Source organism: Roseibium aggregatum IAM 12614, assembly GCF_000168975.1.
Taxonomy (GTDB): Bacteria; Pseudomonadota; Alphaproteobacteria; order Rhizobiales; family Stappiaceae; genus Roseibium; species Roseibium aggregatum.
The window spans coordinates 154717-172595 of the sequence record NZ_AAUW01000011.1 but is presented as its reverse complement, the minus strand read 5'-3'; the positions used below and the strand labels follow the sequence as shown (position 1 = coordinate 172595).

Below are 17879 nucleotides of genomic sequence, written 5' to 3'. Positions count from 1 at the left end.
TCACGATGGGGAGCCACCATAGAGCCGCCACGACTCCAGTCCGCGGTTGAAGAGTGGGCCCGGGACGCCGTCCAGCGTGCCCTCGTAATAGCCGGCAGACTGCAATCGGGTCTGGATTTCAAGGATGGTATCGCGCGACCAGCTCCGGGCTTCGGCGGATATTTTTGCGAGCGTCTCACCGCTGTCTGCCGTCAGGGCAGACAGCAGCAGCTCGGAGGCTTTTTGCGGGGATTTGTCGGTGTGGAACCCTTCGTCGTAGATGGCCGCGGCGGCAAGGGCGCCTTCCGCATATCCCTGCTGCGCGGCAAGCTCGAAGTAGGCGGCGGCGTCTTCCTGGGTCTTGTAGATGCCTTCCTTGGCAAAGACGCCGAGATTGTAGGTCGCTCTGGCGGCACCTTCCGAGGAAGCATATTCCAGAAGGGTGATCGCGCGTGGAACATCCCTTGACCCTCCCGTGCCGTTATAGAGGGAAACGGCGAGGTTGATGGCACCATCCGCACTGCCGTTGGCATAGGCCTGTTCGAACAACTCGCGGGCTTTCAGAAGGTCCTTCGGCAGGCCCTGGCCGAGTTCATGGAGAAGGCCAAGGCTGACCAGCGCCCGCGTATCGCCTGCCGCCGCTGCCTGCTGGTAGAGGTCGACGGCGATCTTCGTATCGCCGGCGGCTGCGCGTGCTCTTGCAAGCAGGGCCTTGTAGTGCGGTACGTCCGGGTAGTCCTTGACGGCCTGCTCGCAGGAGTGAATGGCAGCTCCGGAATTCTTGGCCAGGAGGTTCAGCGATACACCGCGATAGATGACGGTGGAATCGTTCGGATGGGTGGCAAATCGTCTGCAGAGTTCCGATGGCGTCAGATTGTTCGGGTTGTCTGGCACCATCTGGGTGACAAGCGTTTTTGCCTGTTCCAGATATTGCCCGTCCGGAAAGCGCTCGATGTAATATTGCAGCAAGGCCTGGTTCCGGGAGGCCAGCGCATTCGACCAGATGTCGTCTTCCAGACTTGCGAGACTGACCGAAGGGGCCGGCAGCGTGCCATTTGTATCCTTCAGGGTCCGCTCGAGTATCTTTTGTGCCTCGTCGACGAACCTTCCTTCCGGATAGCGCTGCAAATACAGCTGGATCAGCTTCGGATCTTCCTGCTGCGCCGACAGCTTCCAGAGCCCGACTTCCAGGTCTCCGTCCGTTTCCGGACCGGGCTTGAAGTAGAAATCCGGTTTGACGGAAAACTGAACATAGGGAACCTGGGCACCGCCCGTGACCTTGCGCACGTTCTGGTTCACATCCGACAGTACGGACAGCACCTCGCGGCCGGATGCATGCATGTAGGACAGGAGCGCCGAGGCGTAGGGGCTGTTGTCTCCCGCACCGTCATAGGCAACCTTGCCCGGCTGAGTGGCGTAACCGATCAGGAACCCGCTGACATCCGGCGGAGGTGCCAGGCCAACTTCCAGGCTCTTGATGCGATCCTGAAACGGATTGTTCTGGCAGGCGTCGAGGAAGACCATCTTGAAGGCGCTGCTTTGCCCGACAAGCTTGAGCAACTCATCGAAATGGATGCTGTCGCTGACCAGTGTGTCGATGTCGCTGATGCGTGAATCGACCGGGATAAGATAGTTCTTGCCCGCCAGCTGAACACCATGGCCGGCATAATAGACCAGAACCACGCTGGCGTTACGCTGGACAACGGCCTGCGAGAATTCTTCCGTTTTCTTCAGGAAGTCTTCTTGCGTTGCATCCAGAAGGAGCGTGACGTCGAACCGGAGGGTTTGCAGCGTTGCAGCGATGCTTTCTGCATCGTTGCGCGCATTGGGGAGCCTCTCGCCCTTGTAGTTGGAATTGCCGATGATGAGTGCCATGCGCGTGTCAGGCACGAGTTGCTGGGCTCGCGATGGCGGCAGCCAGGCAACCGTGACGGCGAGCAGTATGACCGCCAGCACGAAACCTCTCTCTAGACGTCGCCGGGCCGGAAACACGTACATGGTCAGGAACCGCATTTCACTCAAATTGAAATCATCGAAGCCAGATTGATTTCGACCGCCTCAATCGTCTCTGTCAGGACGGCGCGCTGTTGCTGTTGCAGGTTCGCGATCACCGTGTCCTGCGAGCGGACGATCTGAATGCGCTGAACCTTGCTGATGCCTTCGCGCACGGCTTCAAGGGCCGCTTCGCCGCTCTCTGCCTGCTCCACTTTTACCACCATTTCGCGCACAATGGGCAGGGCGGATTGCGCGACCGCGCTACCATTCTGCGCCTCGCGTGCAAGCCGGTTCTCCAGGTCCTTCAGCACTTCGGTGATGCACCTGACCGGTTCAAGCCCGGTCTTTACCCTCTGCTTGCACCGTTCGCAGGCATTTTTCACGCGAACGCGCGTGTTCAGGAAGCGCTCAAGTGTGGCCCTTTCCCGGGCGATGGTGGTCGGTTCGTTGTCGCCTTTCGGAATGAGGAAAAACGGCCGGACAGGTTCCTTTCCGGAACCGGCCTTGACGCTTGGGGATTCGCTCTCATACGCGGCGATAGTGATCGGTTTTCCGCCAGGACTTTCCAGCATGCTGCCGGTCGCCGCCGGGTCGAATGACTCGTCGAACGGCAACAGGGTGCTTCTGGAAAAAATCTGCCGTGCGCTGGAAAGCTGCCAGGAAGTATTTTTGACGGAATCTGTCAGCGCCTGATTGCTGGCCTTTGCGGAACTTGTGGCGCCTGTAAGCCAGGCAACCAAAATAGATGCAATAAATGAAAGGAAACCGAGCATCTTGCGCTTGGTAATCTCTGCCATAATTCACCGAATTTTTAAATCTGACTTAGCGTTCTGGGACGCTTTCATCATGTTTTTGATAAATTTTGCATTGTCGGCGGCATATAACATCCTACCAAGTGTCTGCGTTTAGTGAAGCGAAAATTCGCGCCACAGGTTGCCTCGCGAGCGGGCGGGTCTCGTTTCGCTGAGCGATGAGCGATCGGTGGTCTTCAGGGAAGCCTGTGGTCCGTTTCAGACTGAAGGGCGTCCGGACAAGCTTCCGCTGGCCGGGAAAGGCGTTCCTGCTCAAGGGAAAATGGCATGGTGGAAGCAGGGCCGACCTGGTGTCGGTCGTCCGAATATCGCGCAGGCGTGGCGCGGGGCGCTTGTTTGCTGGAGTTGCAACAGGCGCCCCGTTCACAGACAGGCTGGGTTCGCGTTGATTATCCGCGTGCTTTTCCGGACAGGAAATCTTCCGCCAGTGCGACCCAGAAGTTCGTGCCGATGGGCAGAATGTCGTCGTTGAAGTCGTACTTCGGGTGGTGCAGGGGTGGGTCGCGATCGGTTCTGGCGGTGCCGAGCATGAAGTAGCACCCCGGCCGTTCCTCCAGGAAATAGCCAAAGTCCTCACCGCCCATGGAGGGGCGGGCAAGATCCGCGACATTTTCCTCGCCTGCAAAACGCTTGGCCAGATCACGCAGGTAGTCGTTTTCCGCCGCATGGTTGATCATGGGCGGATAACCACGCTGGTAATCGACTTCGGCCCGCATGCCGTAGCTGGCGGCCTGGCCTTCGGCGATCAAGCGAATCCGACGTTCCAGTTCGTCGCGCACCTCCGGTTCCAGAGACCGGATCGTCAGGATCATTTCGGCGCGCTCGGGAATCACGTTGCTGGCAATGCCGCTGTTGAACGCGCCGACTGTGATCACGGCAGACTGCAGCGGGTGGATGTTGCGCGAGGCGATGGTCTGCAACGCCATGATAATGCTGGCGCCGCAAACGATCGGGTCGGATGCTGCCTGCGGTTCGGCGCCATGGCCGCCGTAGCCGATGACCGTGATCTTGCATTCGTCAACGGCTGCCATCATCGGGCCGGCGCGGAACGCGAATTGGCCGAAGGGCAGGGTTGGGTCGTTGTGCAGGCCGAAGACGGCATCGCAAGGGAAACGGTCAAAAAGGCCGTCGTCCATCATCAATCTGGCGCCACCGAAATTTTCTTCCGCTGGCTGGAAGATCAGGTGCACCGTTCCGTCGAACTGTTTGCGGTCCGCCAGGATTTTTGCAGCGCCAAGCAGCATGGCCGTATGGCCGTCGTGACCGCAGGCATGCATGACGCCCGGATGCGTGCTGGCATAGTCCGCCCCGGTTTCCTCCAGGATCGGCAGCGCATCGAAATCGGCACGGATACCGATACTTTTCGTGGAGGTGCCATTGCGCAGCGTTGCGACAATGCCTGTTTTGGCCAGGCCGCGAGTCACCTCGTAGCCCATCGCAGTCAGTTCGCCGGCGACATAGTCCGACGTCTTGAATTCCGACAGGCCGATCTCCGGGATCGTGTGCAGATGGCGCCGCGAAGCGACGATTTCGGGAAGAAAGTTGGACGACTGTATTGTCATTTACGCACCACGGCTGGGGATACGGTTTTCAAGGAAGCGGAACAGCAATACCAGAATCCCGGTAAGACACATATAGATCAGCGCGAGCAGCAGCAGAGGCTCGTAGGTGAGATACGTGTCCTGCCGCACTCTCGAAATGATGGCGTAGACATCGACCACCGTGATGGTTGCGACAAGCGGTGTCGATTTAAGCTGCAGCACCGTTTCTCCGCTCAAGGTGGGCAGCGCACGATAGAACGCCCGGGGCAGCCAGATGCGCCGGAACATCGTGAACCGGCCCATGCCAAAGGCGCGTGCGGCTTCCAGCTCGCCTCGCGGCACACCGGCGAAAGCGCCGCGCATGACCTCGCCCTCGTAGGCGGCGAAGGAAAGCATGAGGGCCGTAAATCCATACGGCCAGGCCTGGCGCAGATAGGGCCAGAACATCGACTGCCGGATTTCCGGATATTGCGCGAAGACAGAGCCGAGACCGTAGTACAGCAGCCAGAGCTGCAGCAGCAGCGGTGTGCCACGGATCAACGTGCAAAAGCCGCGTGCAAGCATGGCCAGAGGCCTTGGGCCGGTGACCTGGACGAGCCCCAGGAGGACGGCAAGGACGAAACCGGCGGCGGCCGTTGAAAACAGGAGAAACAGCGTTTCCCAGATGCCGTGGATCAGTTTCCATTGATATTTCTCCAGCCAGTCCCAGCGCAGGAACCAGACGGCGCAGAAGACGATGGCACCAAAAAGAGCAATCAGGAAGATCCTGTGAGGTTCCAGCAACCGGCGCGGCGGCGGCGGAACATAGGCGGGCATTGTGACTTTGGTATCGCTCATCTTACATCGGCCCCGCAATTCCGCGCCTTGCGCGTCGTTCGATATGGCCAATGACGCGGTTCGATACCAGCGTCAGGGTGAGATAGAGCACGCCGGCAGCGCAATAGAAAAGCATGTAGGCCTTGGTGGCTCCGGCAGCCTGGCGGGTCACCAGTGTCAGTTCCGAGAAACCGACGACCGCCAGAAGGGCGGTATCCTTGGTTGCGATCAGCCAGAGATTGGAAAGGCCGGGAATGGCGTAGGGCAGCATGGCGGGCAGGGTGATACGGCGCAACGTCTTGAAAGGCGACATGCCGTAGGCCCGGGCCGCTTCGATCTGACCGGGCGGGATGGCCTTGATCGCACCGCGCAAAACCTCGGTCGAGTAGGCACCCTGCACAACTCCGATGACAAAGATACCGGCAGCCAGGCCACTGATATCGACCCTTGGCAGGCCCGCAAGCATCAGGAGGGAATTTACTGCGTCAGTTCCGGCGTAATAGAGCAGCAGGATAAGGACGAGCTCGGGAACGGCGCGGATGACAGTGGTATAGACCTCAAGCAGGTCCCGCAGGATCGGCCCGCCGTAGAGTTTGCCGAAGGCGCCGCCGATGCCGATCAGCAGGCCCAGGCCAAAGCCGCCGACCGCGAGTTGCAGCGAGGCTGCAAACCCGGTGAGAAGAACACCGCCCCAGCCCGGCGGCGACAGGGCGAGCAGATCGAGATTGAGAAAAACGGGAGAAGCAGCCATCGGCAGCGGTCAACCTTGCTTTGAAAAAGTGTTCGCCCGCGCCAGAAGGCGCGGGACGCTTTTTTAAGGGTGATCCGGCCGCTTAGCTGCCGTAGATATCGAAGTCGAAATACTTCTCCGAGAAGGATTCATAGGTGCCATTGTCGCGGATCGCCTTGATCGCGGCATTGAGCTTGTCCTTCAGTTCCGTATCGTCCTTGCGCAGACCAACGCCGACGCCGGCACCCAGGATAGCCTGGTCGTCCTCGACATTGCCCTTCAGTTCGCAGCAGTCTCCACCTTCGGATTTCAGGAAGGCATCCAGAGCGATGGCATCAGCCTGAACGGCGTCGACACGACCGGCGGCGAGGTCCTGATTGGCTTCGTCCTGCGTCTGGTACTGTTTGATCTCGGCTGCGACGTCACCGAAATGCTTTTCGGCATAGTCGGCATGAATGGTTGACACCTGAACGCCGATGATCTTGCCGGACAGGCCTTCCGGAGTTGCCTCGAAGTCGTCGCCCTTGGCGCCGATGATGCCCGTCGGAGTGTTGTAGTACTTGTCGGAAAAGTCGATGGTTTTCAGGCGTTCTTCCGTGATGGACATGGAGCCGATGATCATGTCGATCTTGCCGGAGGTCAGCGCCGGGATGATGCCGTCCCAGGCAACCGGAGTGACGACACAATCAAGCTTGGCTTCCGCGCAGATCGCGTCCATGAACTCGATTTCCCAGCCAACCCACTTGCCGCTGGAATCGGGCGAGGTGAACGGCGGATATGGTTCGGCTGCGATGCCGACCTTCACTTCTTCGGCCAGAGCGCCGGTGAAGGCCGTGGTGGCCAGTGCAGCGGCTGCGAGCGTTGTTTTCAGAATATGCTTCATAGTGTTCCCCTGTTTTTTCGAGTTTTCATGCCGGAAATTCCGGCTGGACCTCCCCGCAAAAAGATCGCGGGACGGTCTAGTTGATCGAGCTGATGAATTTCTTCAGCCGCTCTGATTTCGGGTCATCGAACACCTGGTCCGGTGGGCCCTGTTCCTCAATAATTCCGTCGTGCAGAAAGATGACGTGACTGGCGACTTCCCGTGCGAATTTCATTTCATGGGTGACCAGGATCATGGTGCGCTGTTCGCGGGCCAGATCGCCGATGACACCGAGAACCTCTCCGACCAGTTCCGGGTCGAGAGCGGATGTCGGTTCGTCGAACAGCATGGCAAGCGGCTGAACGGCAAGCGCGCGGGCAATGGCGGCGCGCTGCTGTTGGCCACCGGACAGGAATGCCGGATAGGCGTCCCGCTTTTCGTGCAGTCCGACACGGCGCAGCAATGTTTCTGCAATGTCGACGGCTTCGGCACGTTTCATACCCAGAACATGGATCGGAACTTCAATCACGTTCTGGAGCACGGTCATGTGCTGCCACAGATTGAAGCTCTGGAAGACCATTGCAAGCTGGCTGCGAATGCGCTCGATCTGCTTGCGGTTGGCAGGGCGCAGGCCATGGTGGCCGTCGTTCTTGAGGTCGATAGTTTCACCATGGATGGTGACCGACCCGGCGCTTGGCATCTCGAGCATGTTGATGCAGCGCAGAAAAGTGGATTTACCGGAGCCCGATCCGCCAATGATCGCGATTACGTCGCCCTGCCGGGCCGTCAGCGATACACCCTTGAGCACCTCAAGAGCTCCGAAACGTTTGAAGAGGTCACGTACCTCGATGGCTGGCGCCGCTGATTCCATCCTACCGCCATTGCCCGGATCAAACCGGTGCAGTTGGTGTTTCTGTTTCCTGCTGACCTCGTCGGTTTTGCCGGTGCAGCGTCAGCTCTCTGCTGCGGCAACAGTTGTAAGCTTTGCACTTGTCTCGTAATTATTCAACCGTATAATAACGAAAAAATCGATACCGGCGCGTCATATGGCCGGAGACAAAGGTGAAGGACACAAGGATGATGCGGCAGGCAAATGAGGCGTTGGCAGCACGGTGCCAAACCATGCCTGCGCCCCTTGCCACGCAAGACTATCCGCTGCATTGGAGCCGGGGATGAGCCGTCGTCCGTTTCATCGCGCCAGCGAGGCCGTCCGGCGTCAGGATCTGATCCGGGCGACGCTGGACTGCATCTCCGAACTCGGATTGCGCGGTGCGACCGTGCGCGAAATCGCAGCCCGGGCCGGTGTCACACCAGGTCTCATTCGCCACTATTTTTCCAGCAAGGACCAGATGCTGCAGGACGCCTATCGGGAGGTCATGACCGGCATGACATCTGCCGTCTCTGCGGCCGCTGATGCCGATCAGTCCAACCCCAGGGCGAAGTTGCACGACTTCATCGTGGCCAACCTGACGCCGCCGGTCGCCGACGGGCGGACGCTGTCACTCTGGGCCGCGTTCATCAGTCATGTGCGCGTCGATCCGGCCTTTGCGGAAATTCACCTTGAGAGCTATCTGGCCTTCCGCTCTGTGTTGGAAGCGCTTGTTGCCGATGTCCTGATTGAAGCCGGAGAAAGCCCGGATGCGAAGCGATGCCGGGAACTGGCAATTGCGATCAACGGCGTGATCGACGGTCTTTGGATCGAAGGCACGCTTGTAGGCCACCTGTTTTCGGAAACGCCCCTGCCGGGCGTTGCCATCAAATCCGTCGAGGCTTTGCTCGGCGGAATAAGCCTTGCCGCCAAACCCCAAACGAATTGAGAGACCGACTATGCGTTATGCGTCGATCACCGACCGCCTTGCCCATCTGGGCTCGGGAAAATGGACCGTCCACATAAAGGCGCGCGAAATGGCTGCGGCGGGCATTCCCGTTATCGAACTGACCATCGGTGAGCCGGACATCCTGCCCGACGAAGCCCTGTTCGAAGAAGCGACCCGGGCGATGAGGTCGGGCCGCATCCGCTATTCCAACGGACGCGGCGAACCGGGCATCGTCGCAGCGTTGACGGAAAAATACCGCCAGCGCCGCCCTGATGTGAGCGAGCAGAACGTTCTGTGTTTCCCCGGCACCCAGACGGCCCTGTTTGCGGTCATGCTGGGTCTTGTGGAAACGGGCGATGCGGTTCTGGCAGGCGATCCGCTTTACGCCACCTATGAAGGCGTTATCGCCGCGACCGGTGCGCGTATGGTTCCGGTGCCGCTGCGCGCGGAAAAGGGATTTCACCTTCAAGCGGAAGATCTTGAAAGGGCGATCACGCCGGACAGCTGCGTGCTCCTGCTCAACACGCCGCACAATCCGACGGGGGCAACGCTGACAGCGGACGAAATCGCCGCCATCGGCGAGGTCTGCATCAAGCACGACCTCTGGATCGTCTGCGACGAGGTGTATGAAAAACTGATTTTCGACGGGACTTTCGCTTCACCCTTCGACCAGCCGGCGCTTGCGGATCGAACAATCGTCGTGTCCTCGATCTCCAAGTCTCATGCCGCTCCCGGGTTCCGGTCCGGATGGGCAATCGGTCCGGAAGAGTTCTGCACGCGGTTGCTGGCGGTTTCCGAAACCATGCTGTTCGGTGGTCAGCCGTTCATTGCGGACATGACGGCCATGGCGATTTCCGGGGATTTCGACACCGCGGAGCGTATGCGGGAGAACTATCTGAGACGGGCAAAGCTGATCCTCGACCACCTGTCCGGTCATGGCGTCCTGAAGCCCATGATGCCGGAAGCGGGCATGTTCCTTCTGGTGGATGTCAGTGCCACGGGGCTGGATGGTGCCAGTTTCGCGGAGCAACTGCTGGCGGAAAAGCATGTCGCGGTCATGCCGGGGGCGTCTTTCGGCGATCAGGCCACGAACTTCATCCGGTTGTCGCTGACGGTCGCCGATGAAACGCTTTGCGAAGCAACCGACCGGATCGCCGCGTTTGCGGACAGCCTCGGTAAGGGCGAGGGGAACCGCAAATGGGCGTAGTCACCAAAACGGTCGGTGAAGCACTGATAGATATTCTTGAAGCCAATGGCGTCGAGGCGGTTTTCGGAATTCCGGGCGTGCACACTGTCGAACTCTACCGGGGACTTGCCACATCCGACATCCGCCACATCACCCCGCGCCACGAACAGGGCGCCGGGTTCATGGCCGACGGATATGCCCGGGTTACGGGAAAACCCGGCGTGGCCCTGGTGATTACCGGGCCCGGCCTGACCAATACGATCACCGCCATGGCGCAGGCGTATCAGGATTCCGTGCCGATGCTGGTGATCTCCGGCGTCAATGCCCGGGCCAGCCTCGGCCATGGCCGGGGCAAGCTGCATGAACTGCCGGACCAGCGGGCCATGATGGCGCCACTTGCCCTGATGACGCACACGCTTCTGGAACCTGCAGACCTGCCGGCAGTCATGGAGCGGGCTTTTGCCATTCTCCAATCAAAGCGACCGGGCCCTGTCCATATCGAGATCCCGACCGATGTGATGGTTGAAAAGATTTCGATTGGGGACATTCATCCGTCAAAAGCCTGCGCTCCGCGGGCGGCGCACGCGCAGGTGGCCGAGCTGGCGGAAAAATGCCGCCAGGCTCGCCGACCGGTTATCCTGTGCGGAGGCGGATCCGTCGCCGCCGCCGACAAGATCCGGCTGCTGGCCGAGCAGATCGATGCGCCGCTGGTCACAACGGTCAATGCGCGGGGCATGTTTGCGGATCATCCGCTGTCCATTCCGGCCAGTCCGAGCCTTGCCGCCGTGCGGGACGTGATCGGGGCCTCCGATCTGGTGATTGCCCTTGGCACGCAGATGGGAGAGACCGACTACGACATGTATGCCGACGACGGCTTTCCGGAGCTTGCCAACCTGGTGCGCGTCGATATCGATGCGGACCAGCTTGCGCGCGGTCCCGAGGCTGCATTGCCGATGTTGTCGAGTATCAGTCAGTTGATGGACGATCTTCTGCCGCTGCTTGAAGGTCACAAGACGGATGCGGACGGCGCTGCGCGGGCGAAGGCTTGCCGCGAGGCGGTTACATCCTGGCTGAGCCCCAAGATGCAGGCGGAAGTCGGCGTTCTGGAGACGATCCGCGAGACGCTGCCCGGCTGCATCATCGTTGGCGATAGCACGCAGGCCATCTACTCCGGCAACCTGTATTATGAAGCGGGACGGCCACACGGCTGGTTCAACGCGGCAACCGGGTTCGGAGCACTTGGATATGGTCCCCCGGCGGCGATTGGCGCCAGCATTGGTGAACCTGGAACGCCGGTGATTTGCCTGGTGGGCGATGGCGGGCTTCAGTTCTCGCTTGCCGAAATAGGGTCGGCGGTGGATTGCGGGGCGCGCGTGATCTTCCTGGTCTGGAACAACGACGGCTACGGCGAGATACGTTCCTACATGGTGGACCGCGGCATTCAGCCGGAAGGCGTAACGCCGTCGGCACCCGATTTTGGCAAGATTGCTGAAGCCTATGGCCTGCCGTCCGTTCGTCTTGACGATGTGGCGGAGCTGTCAAACGCCTTGAAGCGGTTTGCGGACCTCTCCGGGCCGAGCCTGATCGAGATCCACGAGACGGGCACGCGCGGCGCAACTGCCTGACGTGAACATTTCCAGAGCTTCCGTCAGTTTGACGCAGGCAGTGTCAGCCTGAATTGCGTTCCCCTGCCTTTCACCGACTGGCAGGTGAACGCAAGGCCGTGTTCCCGGGCAAGGTCATGGCAAACAGACAGACCGAGGCCGTGCCCCCGGGACGAGCTGCCCTTCTCGTAGGCCTTGAGGAAACACTCCTGCTCAGCCCTGGTCAGGCCCGGACCTGTGTCGAGGACACAAAGGTCCACGGTCTGGCCGCGGTTGCGGACACCGATCAGCACCTTACCCGTCTCGGTGTATTTGACTGCGTTGGAAACCAGATTGCTGGCAATGCGCATCAGCACGATCGCCGGTACGGCGGTTTTGCGGGATGAGGCAACCCGGCGCAGCTTCAGGCCCTTTGAGATTGCCTCTTCACCAAACATCTGCTGGACCGTGTCGAGCACGAGCGAGAGCTCGTAGCTCTCGGTTTCCGCCGGGTCCGCACGGGCCATCCTGACACCGGTCCGGAGAGGTTCGTCTCCGGCTTTCTGATCCGGCAAGTTCTCGGTTTCTGCTTCAGCGCTCCGTGGTGTCGTTTCCTTCAGATAGGAATTCGACAGGGCTTCCATGTAGTCGAAGGCCTCTGCAAGGCGCTGGCGGACCGGTGGCTCAATATGGTCGGCAAGGTGGTCAAAGCTCAGCCGCAGCGACGTGATCGGCTGTTTCAGATCGTGGGAGGCAGTGGCCAACTGGCGCTGGCGCAGGCTGGCGAGGTCACGGGCGCGGGTATAATTGCGCTCGGCGACGAGCAGCTCCCGGCTGCGCTTGGTTTCCGCTTCAAGAGCCTTGATTTCGGCCTTAACGGCGTTTGCGTGCTTGTGGCGCAGGGCGACGATATGGGCGGTCAGTCCGGTCATGGTGGCAATCAGCAGGCAGGAGAAAATGCCTTTCACCGTGGTTGCCACGGGAAGAATTTCCGCCTCCAGACCAACCACCATCAAGGCAATCAGTCCGACGACCAAAAGCGTTCCGGCGGCCGATATCAGTTCGCCGCTGAGATGTGCTGCGCCTTCGGCGCGCCGCCAACGGCGGCCCGCCAGGAAAACCGAGACGAACATGAGCGCCAGAAGCACATAGCCGAAAAAGGCGACATAGGTGCCGGGCGAAAAGAAGGAAAGTGCGAAACCGGCGACCGAGAGGGAGGCCATGGATGTCAGAGCGATGGACAGCCGGGTTTCGCGCCGGTCCTGGACAAGCGAGCGCCCGGAAATGACGAAGCCGACGCCCGACAGGGCAAACAGCAGAAAGAACCCGATTGGCGACTGGAGTTCAGGATTGTCGGGAAAGAAGAACCGAAACCAGAGACCATCGATATAGCCGATGAAGGCCAGGCCGAGGCCGAACTGGAGGGCATACAGCATGCCGATCCAGTTTTTCATGGCGAGGTGAAAACCGAAGAAAAAGATCAGGCAGGAAATGGTGAAGGCGTAGAACGCCGTGTGCGTGATGCCGGACGCAAAGGCGGACGCTTCCAGTTCGACCGGCGTTTCCAGCGCCATCTTGAAGGACTGGAACGGCCCGAACTTGAAATTGACCAGCAGCGTGACCCGCTCCTGCGGCGCGATCTGGAACACGGGGGTGCGCAGGCGCGTCACGGAATGGTCTTCGGGGGCAAAGGGTTCGAAAATCGAATAGTTGATCAGGTTTTCCGTAAAGCCGCTTTCGCGGATGACATAGGCGTCCAGCTCGCTGACAAGCGGCAATTCCACGGTGAGGATGAAAGGGTCGGGGGCGCGGCCATCGTTCAGGGTGGCGTTGTAGATTTCGACCGCTGCCCAGGCTTCGGGAGCATAGTTGGTTCCCAGCAGGGAGGCCTTGAGGGTGGGCGAAAACGCGCCAGAGCGAAATCGATTGAGGATATCTGCGAGCGATGCTGACGGATCGCTTTCATAAACCAGGTGCGGCTTCAGATCGCCAATACCCTGGCCGGGTTCAAGGCGCACCGTTTCGGCGCGGGCAAGACCGGTCACGAGAAGACTGAAAAACAGGAAGACCCACAGGTGCAGAATTCTGGTCATTTCTCCAAAGGCATGTCAGATAGAAGGACTGCTGCTGCTGGATCGAGAGCCGTGAAAGATCAAAGATATAGTGCCATCATTGCAGACGATCACGCAATCGTTCGCTCCGGACTGCGCGATGCGCTGGAAAAACCGGGCCTGATCGAACCGGAGGGGATCAACGTGCTGGCGGAAGCCGGCGACGGCCTGAGCGCGATTGCCGAAGTGCGCAGGCACCGGCCCGATCTTCTGTTGCTGGACGTTTCCATGCCGCTGGCGGGCGGCGTGGAAGTGCTGATCGAGGCAAGGCGCTGGTCGAAGGAAACGAGGGTCGTCGTCCTGACCGGCATTTCCGCAGTCGGGCTAATTTCCGACCTTATTGAAACAGGGGTCGACGGGCTGTTTTCAAAAGCCTCGGACAATGCCGAGTTCTACCAGAAACTGCCGGGAATCCTGCGGGGTCAGCGGCATATTTCTGACGTGTTTCTGAAGATCCTGGAGGAAACGCCTGCACCGCCGGTGCTGACCGACCGGGAACGGCAGACGCTGAACCTGATCCTCGCCGGGCGCTCCAACAAGGAAATTGCCGAAGGCCTCGGCATCAGCATCAAGACCGTCGACAAGCACCGCACCAGCCTGATGCAGAAACTGAACGTGCATTCGGTGCCGCAGTTGATGGCCAAGGCCTTGAAGGAAGGCATGATCGATCCGTCGCGAGAACTTTGACCGGGAGGCTGCAGGCCCCGGCCGGAATGGGGGATTGGCCCCATGGCTGGCGGCGACCGGACGTGGGTTACTGCTTTGTGTGACCCACAAGAGGATTTTGCCATGCCCCGCTCTTTCAGATTTTCCGCCGTCTCGCTTGCCGCGGTACCCGTTGCCTGCCTGCTTTGGACGGGCTCGGTGCAGGCACAGGATGACGGTTTTCGCGAGATCCGCGTTGCCCCCGGCACGGCGGTCGCTGCCGATTTCATGGATGTGCTGATGCCGTTTCTGCAAGGCCATCCGGAGAGTGACGAAGGCAATGCCGCTCTGGACCTGAAGGTGCGCAAGGCGGGCAGCGGCTACAGTGTCGATATCGTCATGACGGGATATCTCGATGACAGCCTGTCCGGTGAGCACTATCGGGGCACGGTGATACGCACGGCCTCGGGCGAATGGGAGCTGCTGGAGATGAAGGTCAGTCCGCTTTGCGCGCGCGGCCAAAATGTCGGAGGGGTTTGTACCGCGTCGGTGGCGCCTCCGGCCATGTTCCTGACTTCCGGTGACGCGCCCGGCAATCGGCTCATGTGTGTTTCCATTGCGCGGGACGACGTGCTGAATGTGCGGAAGGGGCCCGGAACACGGCATGCGGTCACCGGCGCTCTTGCGGCAGGAACCTGTAATGTGGAACTTTCCGAGAGCTGTGAAGGAAGCTGGTGTGAAATCCGTTCGGATACAATTTCCGGATGGGTCAATACCCGTTACCTTGAGCCCGCAAATTGAAGGACATATCGACAAGCCACATGCCCGTCAGAAACCAGCACAAGCGCAGATCTGCCAAAAGCTTTCTCATCGGAGGCTTTCTGCTGTCTTGCGCCACTGTCGCGGTGCTGGCCAGCGGCTTGCCGGAGCCGACGTTCCTGGAAAGCGGCAGCAACGACCTGATCCGGTTTCAGAAAGGCGAGGTGCCCGCACTGGAGAGCGCTCCGGCGGTCGCCGCCGAACCGGCGCAACCTCTCGAATTGCGCGAGCCAGAGCGCCGGCTGATGGATGGTGAAGAGGCTGCCGCCGAGGCCTCCCCGCCGCCGGCCCCAGCACCTTCCAACAACGCCTTTGAGGAGTCAGCTGGCTTTGATGGTGTGTCCGAACCACCTATCGGACAGATAGTTCCCCATCGGCAACGCGTTGCGCCTGCCGCTGCGCCGAAACAAGAATCGCAAAAACAGGAAGCCACGGGCGCGGACACTCAAGGTTTGAGCTCGGCTGTCGAGAAGTCTGCAGCAGGGCGTGCGCCGGCCCCGGCACCGACTCCACTGGAAGAAACCGCCGATGCAGATGACGCGATTGCCGCGCGTCTGGTGACGGTCTGTCTGAACAATCCGGAAGATGCCAGTGGTGCCAAAGGCTTTGACATCCGGCGCGATGGCCCGCCGCGCTACGTTGCCGACGTCGGCGCGACGGCCTGTGCCCGCTTCGAGCCGACGCGTCATACGATCTATCTCTGGAAGACCAACGATCTGGGCGCTCTGTCGCTGATCCTCTCGAGCCGTCTCGATCTGGTTGAGGCGGATGGGACGCAAGTCTCTCTGGACTGGTTGCGGGACCGGTAACCGGCCCGGCAGCGCAAACGCACAGCCATCAGATTTATTCTCGAATTTGTCAGTCGTCTATAAAGCTCTGGGAATGAGTGGGGCCGGGGTCTCGCGTTGCTCGCCCGGGATGACCAAAGGAGGGATGAGCAACGGCGGGATGGCCGAAGGCGGGATGACCATTGGTGGGAGGCGAATGGAGCGACGGCCAACCTGGGGAGAGGCGCAAAAAGAAACCGGCAGGTGGGGCTGCCGGTTTCTGTGCGGGCGGTGGGGGTGTTTAGCGCTCGGCGACGTCGGCGAGGCGCACGAGGGTCAGGAATTCGGATCTGTAGCCGAACGGATCGGTGCCCTTGTTGTCACTGGCGAGCTTTTCGATTGCCTTGAAATCCCAGTCTCCCAGGTAATCGGTGCCTTTCAGCTTTTGACCGAAGGCGGCAACTGAAGCGGCGAAGAGGGTTTCCGACTTCGGAATGCCAACTGTGTCTTCCATGACCGGTGTCTCGACCAGGGTGCTTTCCTTGTCTCCGGGCAACTTGTAGCGCAGCTTCACAAAGGCGAGTTCGCCCGCATAGGACGTCCGAACGGCTTCGATTTTCTCCTTGGGGCCGTAGCGCAGGTCGGAGAACTTTTCCGCCGGTGAGCCGACAGGGGTGATTTCGTAAAGGGCCGTGACGTTGTGGCCCGCGCCGATGTCGCCTGCATCGACCTTGTCGTTCTTGAAATCCTCGGTTCTGAGGGCTCGGGTCTCATAACCGATCAGGCGGTATTCGGCGACGGTTTCCGGGTTGAACTCGACCTGGATCTTGACGTCCTGGGCGATCATCGAGATGGAGCTGACCACCTGATCCACCAGCACCTTGCGGGCTTCGGACAGCGTGTCGATGTAGGCGGCAACGCCTTGGCCGTTCTGAGCAAGGGTCTGCATCAGTTCATCGTTGTAGTTGCCGCGGCCGAAGCCGAGCACGGAGAGCGCCGTGCCGTTTTCCCGCTGTTCGGCGACATAACGCTTCAGGCTGTCCGGGTCGGACAGACCGACGTTGAAGTCGCCGTCGGTGGCCAGGATGATCCTGGTCTGCTCGCCGTCGCCGGTCATCGTTTCGGCCAGAGCGTAGGCTCCTTTCAGACCTTCATGGCCTGCCGTGGAGCCACCGGAGGTCAGCGCGTTGATCTTTTCCAGGATCCGGGTTTTGTCGGCGACCTTGGTCGGCTCCAGAAGCACACCGGAACTGCCCGCGTAGGTCACGATCGCGACTTCGTCCTCGTCGCGCAGTGAGGACAGCAGCAGGCGGAAGGATTGCTGCAACAGCGGCAGCTTGTTGGCATCGGCCATGGAGCCGGAGGTGTCGATCAGAAACACCAGGTTCTGCGAAGGAAGGTCATCGAGCGGGACCTTGTAGCCCTGAATGCCGACCTGCATCAGCTTGGTGTGTTCGTTCCACGGGGTGTCGACCACGGAAACATTGGTGGAGAAGGGATGGCCGCCCTTTTCGGGCACGGGGTAATTGTAATCGAAGTAGTTGACCATCTCCTCCACCCGCACCGCATCCGGATTCGGCAACCGGCCGCCGGACAGCGTGCTGCGGACATAGGAATAGGAAGCGGTATCGACATCGACGGAGAAGGTCGACACTGGGTCCGCGCTCGTGCGTCTCAGGGGATTGGCCTCGGCGGAGGCAAACCGTTCCCGATCTTCAAGCTGGACGGCAGGCATTGCCGGTGGTTCCAACTGAATACCGCTGTTCAGAACAGCTCCACCAGCGCCGGAGGAAAATGTCATCAGTCCACCGCCGGCTCCATCCGAACGACTTCTTTGTTTTTGAGGCAACGCCGGAGCCGGAGCAGGCTGAGGAGTTGCAACCGGACGCGCGATTTCGGCGACGACGGTGTGGGTCTCTTCCTGTTTCGGGAGCTCTGCTGTTGAAACCGACGCATCACCGTCGGGCTTGCCGGAGCTGGTCATTCTGCCGGCTGCTTCTGTCGTGTCTGTGAGTTTCTTCCCGAGATCCTGCCAATCGATGGTTTGCGAGGCGATGCCGGCAATGGCGATGGTCATCAGGGAGGCGGAGCTGATCAGCACGGCTCTGGGCATGTGTTTGCCAAACATGAGACAAATCCTTTTCATCACCCGGAAACGGTGTCTCCGGGCGTCAGGGGGGAGGGCTGGTTTGGGTTTCAGGCAAGAGCTGCGCCTG

General features: G+C 60.3%; 15 protein-coding genes. 6 read left to right on the top strand and 9 right to left on the bottom strand.

Translation table 11 applies throughout. The features are described 5' to 3' along the window. The 7 genes from SIAM614_RS16290 to SIAM614_RS16260 form a co-directional block, all read right to left on the bottom strand. Entirely contained in the window at nucleotides 1–1935 is a 1935-nt protein-coding gene (locus SIAM614_RS16290; protein WP_198137335.1) for a caspase family protein, read from the bottom strand. Nucleotides 1936–1997: 62 nt separating this feature from the next. Then, on the bottom strand, nucleotides 1998–2588 hold the full coding sequence (locus SIAM614_RS16285; protein WP_157139905.1) for a hypothetical protein: 591 nt from the start codon (nucleotides 2586–2588) through the stop codon (nucleotides 1998–2000). A 587-nt stretch (nucleotides 2589–3175) separates the two neighbouring features. Further along, entirely contained in the window at nucleotides 3176–4348 is a 1173-nt protein-coding gene (locus SIAM614_RS16280) for a M20 aminoacylase family protein (protein ID WP_006936114.1), read from the bottom strand. Continuing rightward, the gene (locus tag SIAM614_RS16275) at nucleotides 4349–5164 is read right to left on the bottom strand and encodes an ABC transporter permease (protein ID WP_006936112.1); all 816 of its coding nucleotides are present in this window, start codon (nucleotides 5162–5164) and stop codon (nucleotides 4349–4351) included. It lies immediately after the preceding gene. A 1-nt stretch (nucleotide 5165) separates the two neighbouring features. Continuing rightward, on the bottom strand, nucleotides 5166–5894 hold the full coding sequence (locus SIAM614_RS16270; RefSeq protein ID WP_006936111.1) for an ABC transporter permease: 729 nt from the start codon (nucleotides 5892–5894) through the stop codon (nucleotides 5166–5168). Between the two features lie 82 nt (nucleotides 5895–5976). Beyond that, nucleotides 5977–6756 (bottom strand): transporter substrate-binding domain-containing protein, encoded by a 780-nt coding sequence (locus tag SIAM614_RS16265; RefSeq protein ID WP_006936109.1) that lies wholly within the window; start codon nucleotides 6754–6756, stop codon nucleotides 5977–5979. Nucleotides 6757–6832: 76 nt separating this feature from the next. Then, entirely contained in the window at nucleotides 6833–7606 is a 774-nt protein-coding gene (locus SIAM614_RS16260) for an ABC transporter ATP-binding protein (RefSeq protein ID WP_006936108.1), read from the bottom strand. A 301-nt stretch (nucleotides 7607–7907) separates the two neighbouring features. Between SIAM614_RS16260 and SIAM614_RS16255 the strand changes: the two genes are divergently transcribed. The 3 genes from SIAM614_RS16255 to SIAM614_RS16245 are packed head-to-tail and all read left to right on the top strand — an operon-like array spanning nucleotide 7908 to nucleotide 11363. After that, nucleotides 7908–8552 carry a TetR family transcriptional regulator C-terminal domain-containing protein gene (locus SIAM614_RS16255; protein WP_006936106.1) on the top strand — a complete coding sequence of 215 codons (645 nt, stop codon included), beginning with the start codon at nucleotides 7908–7910 and terminating at the stop codon, nucleotides 8550–8552. 10 nt (nucleotides 8553–8562) lie between these two features. Next, complete coding sequence (locus tag SIAM614_RS16250; RefSeq protein ID WP_006936105.1) at nucleotides 8563–9759, top strand: pyridoxal phosphate-dependent aminotransferase; 1197 nt, start codon at nucleotides 8563–8565, stop codon at nucleotides 9757–9759. Further along, the gene (locus SIAM614_RS16245) at nucleotides 9750–11363 is read left to right on the top strand and encodes a 5-guanidino-2-oxopentanoate decarboxylase (RefSeq protein ID WP_006936104.1); all 1614 of its coding nucleotides are present in this window, start codon (nucleotides 9750–9752) and stop codon (nucleotides 11361–11363) included. The genes SIAM614_RS16250 and SIAM614_RS16245 overlap by 10 nt, the downstream gene beginning before the upstream one ends. Nucleotides 11364–11386: 23 nt before the next feature. Here the strand turns inward: SIAM614_RS16245 and SIAM614_RS16240 are convergent, their stop codons facing one another. Then, the gene (locus tag SIAM614_RS16240) at nucleotides 11387–13414 is read right to left on the bottom strand and encodes a sensor histidine kinase (protein ID WP_006936103.1); all 2028 of its coding nucleotides are present in this window, start codon (nucleotides 13412–13414) and stop codon (nucleotides 11387–11389) included. A 51-nt stretch (nucleotides 13415–13465) separates the two neighbouring features. Between SIAM614_RS16240 and SIAM614_RS16235 the strand changes: the two genes are divergently transcribed. The 3 genes from SIAM614_RS16235 (at nucleotide 13466) to SIAM614_RS16225 (ending at nucleotide 15705) form a co-directional block, all read left to right on the top strand. Then, nucleotides 13466–14119 carry a LuxR C-terminal-related transcriptional regulator gene (locus tag SIAM614_RS16235; protein ID WP_006936102.1) on the top strand — a complete coding sequence of 218 codons (654 nt, stop codon included), beginning with the start codon at nucleotides 13466–13468 and terminating at the stop codon, nucleotides 14117–14119. Nucleotides 14120–14221: 102 nt separating this feature from the next. Next, the gene (locus SIAM614_RS16230; RefSeq protein ID WP_006936101.1) at nucleotides 14222–14878 is read left to right on the top strand and encodes an SH3 domain-containing protein; all 657 of its coding nucleotides are present in this window, start codon (nucleotides 14222–14224) and stop codon (nucleotides 14876–14878) included. 20 nt (nucleotides 14879–14898) lie between these two features. Further along, nucleotides 14899–15705, top strand: coding sequence for a hypothetical protein (locus tag SIAM614_RS16225; RefSeq protein ID WP_040440426.1), 807 nt, complete (start codon nucleotides 14899–14901; stop codon nucleotides 15703–15705). A gap of 259 nt (nucleotides 15706–15964) precedes the next feature. Here SIAM614_RS16225 and SIAM614_RS16220 read toward each other — a convergent pair whose 3' ends face one another. After that, nucleotides 15965–17791: a vWA domain-containing protein gene (locus SIAM614_RS16220; RefSeq protein ID WP_006936099.1), complete on the bottom strand. Its 1827-nt coding sequence runs from the start codon at nucleotides 17789–17791 to the stop codon at nucleotides 15965–15967. Nucleotides 17792–17879: the final 88 nt, after the last annotated feature.